The sequence below is a fragment of the Martelella sp. genome, assembly GCF_984369615.1.
This window is the reverse complement of the sequence record NZ_CFHTCS010000068.1, coordinates 1-15,617: the sequence shown is the minus strand read 5'-3', so window position 1 is coordinate 15,617 and position 15,617 is coordinate 1. Positions and strand designations below refer to the sequence as shown.

Below are 15,617 nucleotides of genomic sequence, written 5' to 3'. Positions count from 1 at the left end.
AATCTACGCATCGTGCTTTCCGAAAATCGATTCCGATTTTCGGGCCGATGCTGTAAGCTTGTCGCGCTCGGCAGCCTGCCGAAAATCCACCCGCTGGGCGAGATCCGTTCGATCTGGCCGTCAGGCACGCCGGCATCCGCAACCCAAACCGGCGAAAGGAGCATGATGTCCGGCGACGAAACCACGATCACGCGCGAGGCGGCAACAAGACTGGGCGAGGAGGTGATGCGCCTTGCGGGCTATGGCCCCGACCATGCGCGCGCCATCACCGCGTCAACGGTGCTTGCGCAGGGCGACGAATGCCATTCCCACGGGCTTTACCGCCTGCTCTCCTGCGCCGAGCTTGCGGAAAGGGGCAAGGTCGACCCGAAGGCGACGCCGGCGGTCGATGACCGGGCGCCGGCGATCGTGCGCGTCGATGCCCGCCGCGGCATCTCGCTGACGGCGTTCGAGGCAGGCCTGCCGCATCTTGTCGAAAAGGCAAGGACGGCGGGGCTTGCCGCGCTGGCGATCAACAATTGCTATCACTTCTCCGCCCTCTGGCCGGAGATCGAGGCGATCGCGGACAAGGGCCTCGTCGCGCTCGCCATGACGGTAAGCCATGCCTGGGTGGCGCCTGCCGGCGGCGCGCGTCCCGCCTTCGGCACCAATCCGATCGCCTTCGGCTGGCCCCGCCCCGGCAAAGACCCCTTCGTCTTCGACTTCGCCACCTCGGCCATTGCCCGCGGCGATCTCGAGCTGCACCGCCGCGCCAATTCGCCCCTGCCCGCGGGCGTCGCGGTCGATGCGGCGGGCGAGCCGACGACCGATCCGATGGCCGCCATCGACGGCGCCATGCTGACCTTCGGCGGTCACAAGGGTTCGGCCCTTTCGGCCATGATCGAGCTTCTCGCCGGCCCGCTGATCGGCGACATGACAAGCGCGCAGTCCCTTGCCCATGATGAAGGCGCGGGCGTGGTTCCCATGCATGGCGAACTGATCCTGGCCTTCGACCCGGCTTCCTTCCTCGGCTCTGCGGTCGCCGAAAACGCGGCAAGGGCGGAAGGCCTGTTTGCAGGGATCACCGATACGGGCGCCCGCCTGCCGTCTGCCAGACGGTATGCGGCCCGCCGGCGCAACGCGAACAGGCCCATGCCCGTCCGCCGCGCGGTGCTGGAGGATATCGAGGCGCTTTCCGCGCGTCTGCGACGGGCGCGGTAGCGCGGAGAGGGCAGAACGGAAAACGGCGCCGGTCTCCCGACGCCGTCTCGCAGACTGCAGCACTCTCCGGCCCGATCAGGCGGTCGCGCGCGGCTTGACCAGGTTGCGGGCCACCAGAAGCTCGGCGATCTGGACGGCATTCAGCGCCGCGCCCTTGCGCAGGTTGTCGGAGACCACCCACATCGCCAGGCCGTTTTCCACGGTCGCGTCCTCGCGGATGCGGGAAATATAGGTGACGTCCTCGCCGGCGCATTCGACGGGGGTGACGTATCCGCCATCCTCATGCTTGTCGACGACAAGGCAACCCGGCGCCTCGCGCAGGATCTCGCGGGCTTCCTCGGCCGTGATCTCCTTTTCGAATTCGAGGTTCACGGATTCGCCATGGCCGATGAAGACCGGAACGCGCACGGCGGTGCAGGTAACCTTGATCTTCGGGTCCAGCATCTTCTTGGTTTCGGCCAGAACCTTCCATTCCTCCTTGGTGTAGCCGTCCTCCATGAAGACGTCGATATGGGGAATGACGTTGAAGGCGATGCGCTTGGTGAACTTCCTGTTCTCGATCGGATCGGCGACGAAGACGGCCCGGGTCTGGTTGAACAGCTCGTCCATGCCGTCCTTGCCCGCGCCGGAGACCGACTGGTAGGTGGAGACCACGACGCGCTTGATGGTCGCCGCGTCATGCAGCGGCTTCAGCGCGACGACGAGCTGGGCGGTCGAGCAGTTCGGATTGGCGATGATGTTGCGCCTGGCAAAGCCCTCGACGGCATCCGGATTGACCTCCGGCACGATCAGCGGCACGTCGGCGTCGTAACGCCAGGCGGACGAATTGTCGATCACGACGCAGCCCTGGGCGCCGATCTTCGGCGACCACTTCTGCGAGATCGATCCGCCCGCCGACATCAGGCAGATATCGGTGTCGGAGAAATCGTAATTCTCGAGGTTCTTTACCTTCAGCGTCTTGTCGCCGAAGGAGACTTCCTTGCCGACGGAACGGCTGGAAGCGAGCGCGACGACCTCATCGGCCGGGAAACCGCGCTCTGCGAGGATGGACAGCATTTCGCGCCCGACATTGCCGGTGGCGCCGGCGACTGCAATCTTGAAACCCATGATGATTTAGCTCTCTTTCGTTTCTCTCCTCCTGGTGGGCGGGAGCGGAAGAGCGGCCTTGACGGCGCCTTCCCGTCCCCGGCCGGGCCGGGGAGAGAGCGGCAGGGCCAGAGACGTCAGACGGTTTTCGTCGTCGTTTTCTTGGCCGTTTCGGTGAGAATTGCGGATGCATGAACGCCGCCGGCGCCCAGCGCCAGGGTGATATCGCCCGATCTTTGACGTATCGACTGCAGCATCCATGCGTATCCTTTAACCGCGAAGGCTAATGGCCCTTTTGCGCCCGCAAGTCAAGGTCTGTTTGCCTGGAAGCGGGTGGATGGCGGTGTTGCATGAACGCCGGTTTAAGCGCCCTGATGCTGTTGCGCGGCACCGGCCAGCCGCCGTCGTCGATCCTGAACACCAGGCGATAACGCGAGAAAAAGATCGCGACGAGATAGGTGCACCACGCGCCGAAGGCAAGCCCGGCGATGACGTCGCTCGGATAGTGCGCGCCGACAATCGTGCGGCACATGGCGAATATGACGGCGAGGCTGAAGAACATCACGCGGTGGCGCGGCATGAAGAAGGCGGCGCAGGTGAAGATCGCGGCGATCGTGGTCGAATGGCCCGAGGGAAAGCTGGCGAAATCAGCATCGAACTGCATCGGGCTGAAGGCGAACGGGCCGATTTCGTGATAGAGCATGTTGGGGCGCGCGCGGCCGATCATGTTCTTGATGAGGGCGACGGCGATGCCGGAAAAGGCGATGGCCGCGAAGACGAAGCTGGAGGCCTGGGCGAGGAAGACGCCCTTGGCCCGCGTGCGCCGGTCGCCTGTACCGGCAGCGCCGAGACCGACGACGATGGCGAGGAAACTGACGATCAGGATCCAGTCCGACTTGCCGAAATCGGTGAGCAGATTGCCGTACTGGTGCAGGAGCGGGTCAAGCTGCTTGCTCATGACCCCGACCGGATAGTCGAGGATCGCGAAGGCAACGAGAACCATGCCCAACGTCCCGACGAGGAAACCGCGCCAGTGATTGCACGGCCAACTCCGGTCTTTCACTTTCCGCCGCTGGCTGAACCAGCGATAAGGCACTGTCATTCTATCCCCGCATCTCCCCCGCCCGAGCCTGCGCTCGAGGCCATGCAGCAAAAACCGTAACCGAAAAACGAGGCGAACTCAACGCTGACAGGGGTCTCGCCGGCCGTTTCCGCCGAAAGGCGCGGGATGTCGGACCGCGGACCCGTTTCGCGCCCGCGACAGCGCGCGAACAGGGCGGTTGCATTCAGCGCCGATGGCTGCGTAACCGATAATTAACCATGACCTCCTAAAAATCATATCGAAAATATCAGTACTGCGCCGCTGCGCCGGTTCGGTTGGCAGTCCCGGGGGGGCATCGCCGGCCGGGGACGCCATCCGAACCGGATGCAGGACACGGCGATCGCGGCGGGCCGGGTATCTAAGGAAATCATGTTGTGAAAGTTCTCTGCGTATTCGGCACCAGACCGGAAGCGATCAAGATGGCCCCGGTCGTCAACGCGATCGCGCGCGACAGCGCTGTCACCGGCGTGACCTGCGTCACAGGCCAGCACCGCGCGATGCTGGACCAGGTGCTTGACCTCTTCGGCATCGTTCCGGACTTCGACCTTGCCGTCATGGCCCCGAACCAGACGCTGAACAGCCTTTCCTGCCGTGTCATCGCCGGCCTTGACGCGGTTCTGGAAGAGGTGCGGCCCGATTGCGTGCTGGTTCACGGCGATACCACATCGGCGATGGCGGCGAGCCTTGCCGCTTTCCACCGCGGCATAAAGATCGGGCATGTGGAGGCGGGGCTCAGGACCTATGACCTTTCAAGGCCCTGGCCGGAGGAAATGAACCGCCGGGTGATCGACGTGGTATCATCACTCGCTTTCGCGCCGACGGCTTCGAGCGCCGAAAACCTCGAACGCGAGCATCTCGGCGGCCGCATCATCGTCACCGGCAACACGGTCATCGACGCGCTGAAGGAGACGGCCGGCCGCATTGGCAAGGACGCAAGCCTTCGCAACACGCTCGAAGAGCGGTTCACCTTCCTCAGCCCCGGTCGTCGGCTGGTTCTGGTCACGGGGCACCGGCGCGAAAGCTTCGGCAGCGGCTTCGTCAATATCTGCAAGGCGCTGGCGCGGCTTTCAAAACGCGACGACATCGAGATCGTCTATCCGGTGCACCTCAACCCGAATGTCTCGGGGCCGGTGCATGAACTGCTCGGCACGCTTGACAATGTCCATCTCATCGACCCGCTGGCCTATCTGGATTTCGTTTATCTGATGACGCGGGCCGAAATCATCCTGACGGATTCCGGCGGCGTGCAGGAGGAGGCGCCCTCACTCGGCAAGCCGGTCCTGGTGATGCGCGACGTCACCGAGCGGCCGGAGGCCGTGGCCGCCGGCGCCGTCATCCTGGTGGGGACGGAGGCGGAGCGGATCGTCACGGAAACCGAAAGGCTTCTGAACGACGCGGCGCATTATCAAGGCTTTTCCCGCGTCATCAACCCCTACGGAGACGGCAAGGCCGCCGGACGCATCGCCGATGCGCTGGCCGGACGGCCGGTCTCTCCTTTCGACCCGAAGGCGGCGCAATGACAAAGCGAAATGCCGAAAGCGCCGAAGGGAGCTGACGATATGACAACTCGCAGAAACAGTGCTGGCCGCAAAGCCACATTGTCCGTCGCTATCGGGAGCCTCTTCCTGTTGTCAAGCCAGGGAACGACCGAGGCCGGCGAGGTGGCCGATGCGCTCCACGCGCTCGGCAAAAGCGACATCGTCACCCGGACAGTAACACTGAGCGACCTTGGCATCACCGAACCGCTCTCGTTCTCGGCGAACCGGGTCAACCGCGAGATCTTCATCCCGGTTCCGGCCGGCGTGCCGCTGATCGAGCCGAGCCTGTTCTTCGACGGCACCTATCTGCGGGGCGACGGCGGCAAGACCACCTATATCCTCTCGCTTGACGGCTATGCCGTGGCCGCGCGCTCGCCGGAGGGCGAAAGGGGAAAGACCCAATTCGACATCGGCGTTGACGGCGCCCCGCGCGAGGACGGCTTCGTGCGCCTCGGCATTGCCTGGCAGCCCCTGGTCGGGCAGTTCTATTGCTACGGCACCGGGCCGGACAGCAACCGGCTGCTCGTTCATCCCGATACCTCTCTGGAATACAGCTACAACGCCGCCGACCTCAAGACCGTTTCCAGCGCGTTTGCCGCGTTCAAGCGAAGCGTAACGCTGCTGGTCGCGGGCGACGCGCTTGACAGCGAGAGCTACGACGCGGCCTGGCGGCTGGGCGTGGCGCTGGAAAGAGCCGGCAAGACCCTGCAACTGAAGGCGCTGCCGGCGCGCGGCGACACGGTCGACGCCTCTTCCATCACGGTGCCCGCGGCGCTCGAAAGCGTCCCGGGCTTTGCAGCATTCTCGCACGGCGGCCTGGTCGAGATCGACGATCCGGCCCAGATCGGCGCGCTTCTCGTGCTCTCCGCCACCGGGATACAGGCGGACATCGCGATCGCCGGAGAGACCCTTTCCGCGCAAATCGACGCCGCGCTGAAGGCGATCGGCGCAGAGCTTGCGGCTGCCGACCCGGCTGCCGGGGAGGCATTCCAGGCGCTTGTCGCGGAACGGGAGACATTGTCGCTGCCGCTCGAGACGGGCTCCTACAGCATGCGTCTTGTCGGCGGCGAGCCGGTGCTTGCCGTCCAGCCGGAAGGCGCCGGGGAAGCCGCAGGCCTTTTCAGCACCTGGTGGCGCCGCACCGCGATCTCCGGCGACATGGTCGTCCGCACGGCGCGGTTGCCGATGGCCGACGGTGACACGATGGCCCTGCTTCCGCCGGGCGATTCCGACAGCAATTTCAGCGTCGTGGGGCTTGGCGAGTGGTCAACGACGGCCGATCTCGGCGGCGATATTCCGCCCGGCATGGTGCCATCAGACATTCATGTCTTCGTTTCCGCCGCGCCCGGCGCAACCGCGACGCGACCGGTGGCATCAGTCTTCCTCAACGACATGCTTCTGGGCGCCAAACAGCTTGAGGCCGACGGCATGCCGGAGGCGATTTCCGTTTCCGTCCCCGCCTACACGCTGCTGCCGAGCAATATGATCGTCGTGCGGGTCCAGCGCCAGCCGGCGCCCGGCGATTGCCAGGAACTGCCGCAGGGCTATCCCGTTTCGATCTCGCCCGACAGCTATGTCGAACTCGCGCCCGCCCCTGAAGCGGTAGACTTCTCGAGCGTGTCCGCGAGACTCGCGGGCGACAGCCTCGTCGTCGTCAACAAGAGCTGGCTCGAAGACGCGCTGACGACGCTGCCGAACCTCATCGCGCTGGCCGACGCCAGCGGCATTGCGCCCGATCGCGCCGGCTTCAGCGTGGCCGACAGACCCGCCTACCCGCAACCGGACAGGCCTTTCCTGTTCCTCGACGTGGCGGTGGAAGGCATGAGCGAACGCGCAAGCGTCGACGGCAATACCGTTCAGATCACAACTGCGAAGGGCACGACGCTGTTCGACGCAACAGGACTGTCCGACATCGCCCTGCTGCAGGCGGAAACCGGCGGCGACGCGCCGGGCCTCACCTATGCGGCGGACGGCGTCGGACCGCTCATCGAAAAGCCACTCCGGCTCAGGCACGGCGATGTCGCCGTCATCGGGGCCGACGGCGTTCTGGCAGAGGTCAGGACCAGCGGCCGGCCGCTGCCGCGCAACACCGAACCCGACCGCCTGACCAAAAAGCCGTTCAGTTTCTCCTGGCGTCTGCTCACCGATACCGATTTCTGGTTCCGCCAGGTGCCGGTCCTGATGACGGCGCTGATCCTCGGCGGCTTCGTCCTGCTCATGCTGCTCGCCCGCATCGCCAAGCGGCGCAGGCGAGACGACAAGAGCTGAGCGGGCCGGGGAGGAACCATGGAGCTCTACTGGCCCTACCTGATCGCCGACTACTACCGGGTGCTGGAATATCTGACGGCGGCCGTTGCCGTCATCATCCTCGTCTCCTGCGTCGACGACCTGTTCATCGATGCCGTGTTCTATCTGCGCGCCATCAAGCGGCGCCTCACCGTCGAGCGCCGCTACAAGCCGCTGACGCCGGACCAGCTTTTGGGCCGCCCCGAACAGCATATCGCCATCATGGTGCCGGCCTGGCTCGAAAGCGACGTGATCGCGGCGATGATCGAGGGCATGGTCGGCACGCTCGACTACCGCCATTACACGGTCTTCGTCGGCACCTACCGCAATGATGCGGCGACCATCAACGAGGTGGAACGCATGCGGCGGCGCTATCGCCAGCTCGTGCGCGTGGAGGTGCCGCATGACGGGCCAACCTGCAAGGCAGACTGCCTGAACTGGGTGGTGCAGGCGATCTTTGCCCATGAGGAGCGGCACGGCATATCCTTTGCCGGCGTCATCCTGCATGACAGCGAGGATGTCCTGCACCCGCTCGAGCTGCGTTTCTTCAACTATCTGCTGCCGCGCATCGACCTCATCCAGATCCCGGTCAACTCGCTGGAGCGGCATTGGTCCGATCTTGTCGCAGGCGTCTATATGGATGAATTCGCCGAGTGGCACGGCAAGGACATCGTCGTGCGCGAGGCGCTTTCCGGCATGGTGCCATCGGCCGGGGTCGGCACCTGCTTTTCGCGCAAGGCGCTGCTGACGCTTTCGGCCGAAGACAGCAACCAGACCTTCAACACCCAGACGCTGACCGAGGACTACGATATCGGCATGCGGCTCGCCGAGCACGGCATGCGCTCCATCCTCGCCCGTTTTCCCGTCGACTACCAGGTCAAGCGCAGGACCTGGTTCGGCTTCGGTCCCGAAAAGGACATGACCGTGCGGATGGCGCTGTGCGTCCAGGAATATTTTCCCAATACCTTCCGCACCTCATACCGCCAGAAGGCGCGCTGGTCGCTCGGCATCTGCTTTCAGGGCTGGGCCTATTTCGGCTGGCACGGTTCGCTCATCGACCGCTATTTCATGCTGCGCGACCGCAAGGGCATGGTCACCACCTTCGTGACCGTCTTCGCCTATGTCCTCGCGTTCCAGTATATCCTGTTCCAGCTCGGCTTCACATTCGGGCTCCTTCCGGGCGGCTATCCGCCGCTCCTTGCCGTCGAAGGCTGGGTCGGGCTTGTCCTGATCCTGAACGCCGTGGCCCTTTTCCTGCGCATTTCGCAGCGCTTCTATTTTACCGCGCGCACATTCGGCTGGGAACACGGCCTCCTGTCCATCCCGCGCATCATCGTTGGCAATTTCGTGAACTTCATGGCGATGGCGCGGGCATGGAACCAGTATCTCAACCACCTCTTCACCGGCAAACGCCTGGTCTGGGACAAGACCATGCATGACTTCCCGACCGGCGACGGTCTGGTGGATCGCAAGACGAAACTGGGCGACCTGCTGGTCTCCTGGCACGCCATCAACGCCGCCCAGCTTGAAACATCGCTTGAAGCGCAGAAGGCCAGACGCGTGCCGCTCGGCCGCATCCTTCTGGACGAGGGCTGGCTGGAGGAAGACGTGCTGGCCGAGGCCGTCGCCTTCCAGTCCGGCCTCGACCTGATCACCGTGACGGAGGAGGACCTGGTCGCCGCGCGCGACCGGTTCAGGCCGGATTTCCTGTTTGCCTACCGGGTTCTGCCGGTGGTCGACGAGGAGAGCGACAGGCTCGCGCTCGCAACCTCCTTTCCGCTTGCCGAGGACGCGCTGGCGGCGATCGCCAACCGCCTCGGCTATGAACCGCGCTATTTTGTCGTGCGCGACCGGGTGCTTGCCGGAGGCCTGCGCCTGCTTGCATCGAGAGGCCGGGACAAGGCGCCGTCGAGAGAAGAGCGCATTGAGGCCAATATTCCCCTGCTTGGCGAAATCCTGGTCGAAAACGGGGCGATTTCCAATGACGTGCTGCAGAAGGCGCTTGTCGACTACCAGCCCGAGCGTGACGGGCTGATCGGCTCCTATCTCGTCGACCGGGACGTCGTCTTCAGGGAGGCGATCGAAAACGCGCTCGAGGAGCAGCGCGCCCGCATTGCCAGGGCCCGGGGAAGACAGGACCGGACGCCGGACGCGGCTGAAAGCGAACAGGAGGCCCGGCCATGAAGGCTTTCCGGCCCTTCCCCTTGCTGATCGCCGCGGCAATGGTCGTGCAGACCGTGGCGCCCGTCGCGGCGCAGGAGACGACAGCAGGCGCAGCCACCGTCAGGATCGAATATCTGCCGCTTACCGGCCCGCCGCTTCTTCTCTACCGAAACGCCAGGCAGGCGCTTGCCGACGGCAATGCCGAAAGGGCGATCGCGGATCTCAGGGAAGCGATCCGGCAGAGGCCGGATGCCGGCGAGCTGAGGCTGGCGCTGGTGGAAGCCCTCCTCGCCGCAGGCCGCAACGGCGAAGCGCGGGAGGCAGCGCTTTTTGCCGCTTCCGACCCGGATGTCGATGCCGAGACCCGGCGTCAGCTTGCCGCCGAGGCCGGCGAGATCAAAGAGGACCCCGTCGCTGCGACGCCGGCCCCCGCCACCGAGGTCTATCAGGCCGCCAATGCGGCGGCAGCCTCCGAGGCGACAATCGATCCCGAGCTTGACGACGATGCCATTCGCCTCCTCGCCGAACGGGCCGCCGCCATCAGGGAAGGCCGCGCGCAAGAGGAAGCGGACGAGGAAGCCGGTGAGATCGTAGCGGAAGACGCGCAGGACGCGCCCCTTTCAACCGACGACCCCGCCTACAAGGCCGCCGACACGGCCTATCGCGCCTTCGAGCGCGGCCGGTATGCCGAGGCCGTTGCCGCCGCCGAGGAAGCTGTCAGGCTGGCGCCCCAAATCGATGATTACCGAACCCTGCTCGACAATGCGAGAACCGCCCTTGCCGAGGAGCGGGCACGACAGGCGGCGGCCGCCAAAGAAGCGGCGGAGGCCGACCCCACGCCGCCGGAACCGGTCGCCGAACCGGGCCTCGACGCCGAGGCCGTCCGCCGGCTTTCCGAGCGCGCTGCCGGCATCAGGCAGGAGCGGGACGGGCAGACGGCGCAGGCGGCGCAAAGCCCTGTCGCGGCAGCGCCGGAAAAGCCCCCTGAAGCAGCTCTCCCCGCAACAGAAGACCCCGCTTACAAGGCAGCGGATGCCGCCTACCGCGCCTACGAGAACGGCGAATACCGCAAGGCCGTCATCAATGCCGGAGATGCCGTCCGGCTTGCGCCGGACAATGATGACTATCGCGCGCTTCTCGACAATGCCGAAAAGGCCCTGGCGGAGATGAAGGCGAGAACGGCCGCCGCCTCGCCGGCGGCAAGAGCCGCCGAAAAAGCCTATGCGGCGCTGCGGCGCGATGATCCGCAAGCAGCACTTGGGCCCGCATGGCAGGCGGCGCGCCACGCGCCCGGCAACCGCTCCTATCAGGTGCTGCTGGTCGATGTCCTCAATCGCAACGGCGACCGGGAAGACGCGCTGCGCGTCGTCGATGCGGCGATCGCCCGCTTCGGTCCGGACCGCACGCTGCTCGGCCAGCGCGGCGTCATCCGGCAGGCGCTCGGGGACCAGACCGGCGCGCGCGCCGATTTTGAACAGGCGCTCGCCCTGCCCGGTGAAACCGCAGACGAGACCGGTCTCCGGCTGAACCTCGCCGCCGCAGCCATGGCGACGGATGCGCCCGAAACCGCCTATCAGGCGCTCATGCCCCTCGGCGATAGCCCGGATGCCGCCGTCTGGCTGGCGCGGGCAAAGGCGCTGACCGCGATGGAGAGCTTCACCGCCGCCGCGACCGCGCTTGAACAGGCGGAACGTCTGGCGAAGGGAGAGAGGCAGCAGGCGGATGTGGCCATTGCCGGGCTCGACCTGCTGATGGCCGAGGGCAAAAACCGGCGCGCCCGCGCGGGCCTGCGCGCTGCCGCCGGGGACGGCGTTCTCGCGCCGATCGGTCCGACGGAAACCGCCTATCTCGCCGCCCGCCTCGGCGACCGCGCGCTTGCCTATGACGCCTTCAGCAAGGCCTATCAGGCCGGCGATCTTGACGGCAGCCAGCTGATTGACGCGGCCTATGCCGCAAGGCGGGATTACCACAACGAGGATGCGGTCTCCTGGCTGAAACGGGCAATCGACGAGGTGGATGCCGGCAGGCTCTCCCTGTCGCCGGAAGGGCTTTTCAGCCTCAGACGCGAGGTTTCGGACATTTCGCGGCGCTGGGGCGCCAATATCGGCCTCTTTTACGGCAGCACCGGCATTTCCGACGGCTACATCACGCCGCCGGCGTCTGCCGGGCGCAGCATGCAGCTCGGCTCGGAAGTCTTCTGGCGACCGCCGGTCATCGGCTACCGGGACGGACGCACGGTCGATCTCTTTGTCCGCCAGTTCACCACGGTCTACGATTCGCTCGGCGGCGCTGTCGGGCTATCGACCATGCAGGGAGCGGCGGGCGTGCGCGTCAAGCCGTTTACCAATCTCAACCTGGCGCTGGAAGCCGCGCGTTACTTCAAGATCGGGCGCTACAGCCGCGACGACACGCTGGTGCGGGCGGCCATCTCGGACGGGTTCAACACCGACCTGATGCCCGGCTCGGAAGCCTGGTGGACGGGCTGGTATTATGGCGAGGCGGGCCGCTATTTCGACAGTGACGAGGATTTCGCCCTGGCAAATGCGAGCCTCGGCCGCAGCTTCGCGCTCAACGATGACGGGACCCTCATCGTCACGCCCTATATCGGCATCGCGGCGGACTACAACAACAGCTATGCGACGGAGTTCGCGCTGGGCGCGGGACCGGGGATCAACCTGCGCTACTGGTTCCGCCAGACGCGGTACGAAGCGCCGATGTCGCATATCGATATCAACGGCCAGTACCGGGCAAGGCTCGGCGGCGACGACAGGGCGCGCGGATGGTTCGCTTCCCTCAACCTGATGATATGACCCGCCGCCTGCTCAGGGTCCTGCCGGCCGTGCTCTTGCTGGGCGGCGCCTTTCTTCTGGGGCGCTTCCTCATCCTGTCGCCCGGCGACCGCGCGGCGCGCATCGATGGGCCGGTCACCGGCATCGTCTGGCAGGTCGACGATGCGACCGCAAAGCCCGAGGGCGAATGGCAGCGTCTCGGCGCGGACCATCTTCTCATCCAGTGGATCCTTGTCGACGGTATCGGTTTTGCCCGCGGCACTGGCGGGAAGGCGCCCACGCAGATGCCGGACTGGCGGCGCATCGCCAAAGAGCCCTGGGCCCGGCATGTCACGCTCGGCCTTGCCGGCGATTTTGACGAGAAGAAAGCGCGCGAGAACGCGCTGCAGCTGGCAAGGACCTCGGCCGCCATTGCAGGCAAGAAACCGCCGCTCGCGGTCGAGGGCTATTATTTTCCGGTCGAGGTGGACCCGACCTGGAAGGAGGCGGCGGAGGTGATGCCAAAGGCGCTTGCGCTTCTACCGCGCCCGCTCTGGATCAGCGTCTACGACAACAGCAATATCGGCGGCGAGGCCCTTGCCGACTGGCTTTCGACCTGGCTGCCGGCAGATGTCGGCGTCTTCTTCCAGGACGGTGCCGGCGTCGCGGCGCGCTCCCCGCAGACGGCGCGCGACTATGCCGACGCGCTTTCCGCCCGGCTCGGCAAGGATCGCCTGCGCGTCATCGCCGAAGCCTTTCGCCCGCTCCCCCAGGGCGGCTTCCGGCCCGCGACGGTGCAGGAGCTCATGCCGCAAATCGCCCTCATGGAGGGATACGCGCTCTATCTCTTTGACGGCCCGCATTATCTCGACGACACGCTCGTCGACGCACTTGTGAAACGCATCGACGAGCGTGATTGAGCATGAACAGACGCTGCAAACCCGGCGCGGGCCGTCTGCCAACAGTCTGAACGACCGATGCTTCCTGCCGCGAGAGGAATACCGCCCTCTGCGGCGCTTCCGACGCCCTGCCCTCAGCCGAGAACCGCCGTCACCGCCTTCTTCGTCGCGGCGACGATCCGGTCGGCCTCTTCACGGGTCAGGCACAGCGGCGGGGCATAGCCCAGAATATCGCCCTCCGGCATGGCGCGCGCGATGACGCCTTCCGCGAGAAGGGCGGCGGCCAGCCTATAGCCGATCTTTTCCTCCGGATCGAAGAAGGTGCGGCTCTGGCGATCCCTGACGAATTCGACGGCGAGCAACATGCCCTCGCCGCGCACATCGCCGACATTTGCGTGTTCGCCGAGCGCATCCTTCATCGCGGCGCGGAAATAGGCTCCCGTTTCGCCGGCGTTCTTGACCAGGCCCAATTCGTCGATCAGCTTCAGATTGGCAACGCCGGCGGCAGCCCCGATCGGGTGCGCGGAATAGGGCCAGCCATGGCCGATCGGGCCGTTCTCGTCGGTGCCCTGTTCCAGAACCTTCCACATCTTTTCAGAAACGATGGAGCCGGAAAGCGGAGCATAGGCGGATGTCAGCCCCTTGGCGATGGTGATCAGATCGGGCTTCAGGCCGAAATGCGCCGAGCCGAACATGCTGCCGAGACGGCCGAAGCCGGTGACGACCTCATCGGCGATCAGCAGGATGTCGTGCTTTTCGAGAACGGCGGAAATGGCGTCCCAATAGCCTGCCGGCGGCGGCACGATGCCGCCCGTTCCGAGCACCGGCTCGCCGATGAAGGCGGCGATCGTGTCGGCGCCTTCGCGCTCGATCCGATGTTCCAGTTCGGCGACGCAGTGGGCGACGAAATCGGCCTCGCTCATGGCAAGATCGTCGCGGCGGAAATAATAGGGCGCGGTGGTGTGGAACACCCGCTCCAGCGGCAGGTCGAACTTCCTCTGGAAGCCGGGAAGGCCGGTCAGCGAACCGGTCATCAGGCCGGAGCCGTGATAGCCGCGCCAGCGCGAGATGATCTTCTTCTTTTCCGGGCGGCCGAGAATATTGTTGTAATACCAGACGAGCTTGATGTTGGTTTCGTTGGCATCCGAACCCGACAGGCCGAAATAGACCTTGGACATGTGCTCCGGCGCGCGGTCGATCACCATCTTGGCAAGGTTGATCGCCGCTTCCGTGCCGTGGCCGGCATAGGCGTGGTAATAGGCAAGCTCCCGCGCCTGCTCGGCGATCGCCTCGATGATGCTCTCGCGTCCGTAGCCGACATTGACGCAGTAGAGGCCGCCGAAGGCATCCAGCAGCGTCTTGCCGTCGCGGTCCTCGATGAACACGCCCTTGCCCGTCTTGACGATGCGGCTGGCGCTTTCGCCGCGCGCATGCTGGGCGAGATGGGTCGAGGGATGAAAGAAATTCTCGCGGTCGAAACGGTCGAGCTGGTCGTTGGTGAGCATCTTTGTCCTCGCGGTGCGGGTGTTTGAAGAACTGCATCGTCCGGATGTTTTTGACGTTTGAAACCTGTTGCGCCGGACATGGAAAACGTGTTGTATACAACAGAGCGACAATGCATGAAAGTCAACCCGAAAACGGGCCTAAATTTGTCGATTTTCGTTTCTTTTTACGCATTTTTCTGATCGCCTGCGTCTGTTGTGCACAAATAAAATGAGGGAACCATGCCAGCGCTGCCTTTCTCCCGATCCGAATATGACCGCCGCCTGGCGCTGACCCGCAAGGCCATGGAGGCCTGGGGCATCGATGTGCTGGTCGTCACCGCGCCGGCCGGCATGAACTGGCTGACCGGCTATGACGGCTGGTCTTTTTACGTCGATCAGGCCGTGCTGGTGACCCCGACCGGCATGCCGTTCTGGTGGGGCCGGCTGATGGATGCCAACGGCGCGCGCCGCACCTCCTATATCGATGAGGACCACATCATCTATTACGCCGACCGCTATGTGCAGGCCGCCGGCTGCCACCCCATGGATGACCTGGCCGACAAGATCCGGGAACTCGGCCACGGGAAAAACCGCATCGCCGTTGAGATGACCGCCTATTACTATTCCGCCGCCGGCCACAAGGCGCTGGTCGAAGGCCTTCCCGAGGCGACGATCATCGATGGTTCCGGTCTTGTCGACTGGCAGCGCGTGGTCAAATCGGACGAGGAACTCGCCTTCATGCGCAAGGCGGCGAAGATTTCCGACAGAGTGATGTCGCATGCCATGGAGATTGCCGAGCCGGGCATGAAGAAGAACCGTTTCGTCGGCGAACTGCTGAAGACGGCGATCGACGGCGTCGACGATGCCTGGGGCGACTATCCCGCCATCATGCCGCTTCTGCCTTCCGGGGCCGATGCCTCCGCGCCGCACCTCACCTGGAACAGCGATGAATTCCGCATGGGCGAGGCAACCTTCATCGAACAGGCGGGCTGCTACCGCCGCTATCACGCGCCGCTGTCGCGCACCATCTTCTTCGGCACGCCGCCGGACCACATGAAGGCGGCCGCCGATACCGCCGTGGCTGGGCTCAA

10 protein-coding genes are annotated in these 15,617 nt (G+C 65.1%); 7 read left to right on the top strand and 3 right to left on the bottom strand.

Features of this window, described 5'->3' with window-relative positions; all coding sequences use genetic code 11:
* Nucleotides 1-165 precede the first annotated feature (165 nt).
* Nucleotides 166-1,200 carry an Ldh family oxidoreductase gene (locus AC5DC2_RS08055; protein WP_491698133.1) on the top strand — a complete coding sequence of 345 codons (1,035 nt, stop codon included), beginning with the start codon at nucleotides 166-168 and terminating at the stop codon, nucleotides 1,198-1,200.
* Nucleotides 1,201-1,275: 75 nt separating this feature from the next.
* Here the strand turns inward: AC5DC2_RS08055 and AC5DC2_RS08050 are convergent, their stop codons facing one another.
* Both AC5DC2_RS08050 and AC5DC2_RS08045 read right to left on the bottom strand, forming a co-directional pair.
* Nucleotides 1,276-2,307, bottom strand: a complete 1,032-nt coding sequence (locus AC5DC2_RS08050) for an aspartate-semialdehyde dehydrogenase (protein WP_491698132.1) — start codon at nucleotides 2,305-2,307, stop codon at nucleotides 1,276-1,278.
* A gap of 262 nt (nucleotides 2,308-2,569) precedes the next feature.
* Nucleotides 2,570-3,289 (bottom strand): phosphatase PAP2 family protein, encoded by a 720-nt coding sequence (locus tag AC5DC2_RS08045; protein WP_051424095.1) that lies wholly within the window; start codon nucleotides 3,287-3,289, stop codon nucleotides 2,570-2,572.
* 473 nt (nucleotides 3,290-3,762) lie between these two features.
* Here AC5DC2_RS08045 and wecB point away from each other — a divergent pair, with 473 nt between their 5' ends.
* The 5 genes from wecB (at nucleotide 3,763) to AC5DC2_RS08020 (ending at nucleotide 13,063) form a co-directional block, all read left to right on the top strand.
* Nucleotides 3,763-4,908: a non-hydrolyzing UDP-N-acetylglucosamine 2-epimerase gene (gene wecB / locus AC5DC2_RS08040; protein ID WP_491698131.1), complete on the top strand. Its 1,146-nt coding sequence runs from the start codon at nucleotides 3,763-3,765 to the stop codon at nucleotides 4,906-4,908.
* Between the two features lie 108 nt (nucleotides 4,909-5,016).
* Nucleotides 5,017-7,194, top strand: coding sequence for a hypothetical protein (locus AC5DC2_RS08035; protein WP_491698130.1), 2,178 nt, complete (start codon nucleotides 5,017-5,019; stop codon nucleotides 7,192-7,194).
* A gap of 18 nt (nucleotides 7,195-7,212) precedes the next feature.
* The gene (locus AC5DC2_RS08030; protein ID WP_491698129.1) at nucleotides 7,213-9,396 is read left to right on the top strand and encodes a glycosyl transferase family protein; all 2,184 of its coding nucleotides are present in this window, start codon (nucleotides 7,213-7,215) and stop codon (nucleotides 9,394-9,396) included.
* Nucleotides 9,393-12,185 carry an NfrA family protein gene (locus tag AC5DC2_RS08025; protein WP_491698128.1) on the top strand — a complete coding sequence of 931 codons (2,793 nt, stop codon included), beginning with the start codon at nucleotides 9,393-9,395 and terminating at the stop codon, nucleotides 12,183-12,185. The genes AC5DC2_RS08030 and AC5DC2_RS08025 overlap by 4 nt, the downstream gene beginning before the upstream one ends.
* Complete coding sequence (locus AC5DC2_RS08020; protein WP_491698127.1) at nucleotides 12,182-13,063, top strand: alpha-amylase family protein; 882 nt, start codon at nucleotides 12,182-12,184, stop codon at nucleotides 13,061-13,063. The genes AC5DC2_RS08025 and AC5DC2_RS08020 overlap by 4 nt, the downstream gene beginning before the upstream one ends.
* Nucleotides 13,064-13,176: 113 nt before the next feature.
* Here AC5DC2_RS08020 and AC5DC2_RS08015 read toward each other — a convergent pair whose 3' ends face one another.
* Entirely contained in the window at nucleotides 13,177-14,547 is a 1,371-nt protein-coding gene (locus AC5DC2_RS08015; RefSeq protein WP_491698126.1) for an aspartate aminotransferase family protein, read from the bottom strand.
* Between the two features lie 219 nt (nucleotides 14,548-14,766).
* Between AC5DC2_RS08015 and AC5DC2_RS08010 the strand changes: the two genes are divergently transcribed.
* A partial coding sequence (locus AC5DC2_RS08010; protein WP_491698125.1) for an aminopeptidase P family N-terminal domain-containing protein occupies nucleotides 14,767-15,617 on the top strand: 851 nt, incomplete at its 3' end.

What these genes read in the sequence shown, in the direction of transcription:
- AC5DC2_RS08015 (WP_491698126.1), bottom strand. Translation starts at nt 14,547, where the DNA reads ATGCTCACCAACGACCAGCTCGACCGTTTCGACCGCGAGAATTTCTTT.
- AC5DC2_RS08055 (WP_491698133.1), top strand. Translation starts at nt 166, where the DNA reads ATGTCCGGCGACGAAACCACGATCACGCGCGAGGCGGCAACAAGACTG.
- AC5DC2_RS08025 (WP_491698128.1), top strand. Translation starts at nt 9,393, where the DNA reads ATGAAGGCTTTCCGGCCCTTCCCCTTGCTGATCGCCGCGGCAATGGTC.
- AC5DC2_RS08050 (WP_491698132.1), bottom strand. Translation starts at nt 2,307, where the DNA reads ATGGGTTTCAAGATTGCAGTCGCCGGCGCCACCGGCAATGTCGGGCGC.
- AC5DC2_RS08020 (WP_491698127.1), top strand. Translation starts at nt 12,182, where the DNA reads ATGACCCGCCGCCTGCTCAGGGTCCTGCCGGCCGTGCTCTTGCTGGGC.
- AC5DC2_RS08045 (WP_051424095.1), bottom strand. Translation starts at nt 3,289, where the DNA reads ATGGTTCTCGTTGCCTTCGCGATCCTCGACTATCCGGTCGGGGTCATG.
- AC5DC2_RS08030 (WP_491698129.1), top strand. Translation starts at nt 7,213, where the DNA reads ATGGAGCTCTACTGGCCCTACCTGATCGCCGACTACTACCGGGTGCTG.